The organism is Xanthomonas codiaei (genome assembly GCF_002939785.1).
Classification (GTDB): domain Bacteria; phylum Pseudomonadota; class Gammaproteobacteria; order Xanthomonadales; family Xanthomonadaceae; genus Xanthomonas; species Xanthomonas codiaei.
In genome coordinates, this window is sequence record NZ_MDEC01000080.1 from 1 (window position 1) to 824 (window position 824).

At 47.7% G+C, this 824-nt stretch carries 1 protein-coding gene and 1 pseudogene; one reads left to right on the forward strand and one right to left on the reverse strand.

Features of this window, described 5'->3' with window-relative positions:
• Positions 1-116: 116 nt before the first annotated feature.
• Positions 117-286 (forward strand): annotated as a pseudogene (locus XcodCFBP4690_RS22125) (IS30 family transposase); the annotation flags it as partial.
• Between the two features lie 10 nt (positions 287-296).
• Here the strand turns inward: XcodCFBP4690_RS22125 and XcodCFBP4690_RS22620 are convergent.
• The gene (locus XcodCFBP4690_RS22620) at positions 297-680 is read right to left on the reverse strand and encodes a hypothetical protein (RefSeq protein WP_146092041.1); all 384 of its coding nucleotides are present in this window, start codon (positions 678-680) and stop codon (positions 297-299) included.
• Between the last annotated feature and the right edge of the window lie 144 nt (positions 681-824).

The following is an 824-nucleotide window of genomic DNA, read 5'->3' on the forward strand; positions in this document are numbered from 1 at the left end:
CACCGAACGTCAGCTGCATGGATGAATCCTCTACATGAGGCGGTAGTGTCGCGCATCTGTGGTGAGTTGATCAGACCTTTCCTAGCACTGTGAGGTGTTGCACTTAAAGGTTGAGTCTGCCGCGCCAATACTTGCCACGGCAGACCGATCTCAGCACTATCACCGATGCGTACCTGAGCTGCATCGAGCAGCGGCTCTACAATCATCCGCGCAAGATACTCGGATTCAAAACCCCTTCGAAGTCTTCTCCGAGGAGGTTCTCAACAACACTGCGAATCGGAGTTGAATTCGCCAGGTCAATTTATCTCATGCCAGTTAGCTTCACTGAAACGACAGAATCCGCAAAAATCAAAAAGCGCCAGCCTTGCTAGCTCACGCCGCACCACAGAGGAAGGATCGTAATCACCATATTGCCCTCCAACGCATAAATCCACACAATCCCCAGAAAAATCCGATTTTATTTCATAGTTAATACCATCGGGGGAAGTTTTGTTAACCACATATAACTCAGCACCACCCCCAACAAAAAAAATCCACCCATCATCCCTTTCTACACAAAGCAGAGTATGACGCTCACCATCCAATTTATCAAGCAGCCCTAATACCTCACCCTGTTTCAAATGAAAAAACTCTTCATCCCGGTTATGAACGCCAAGTCTTTCATCAATAATAAACTTCATATTAAGGCCTTATTGTAATCGGACCATCAGGACCGACAACTATGAGCTCTTTTAACCCCTGATACGCCCAGAGTTCCGTAGACACTCAAGACCCTCGTTGCGCGTAGCGCCGTTCAAACTCTACAGGGGACAGGTCACCAGTTG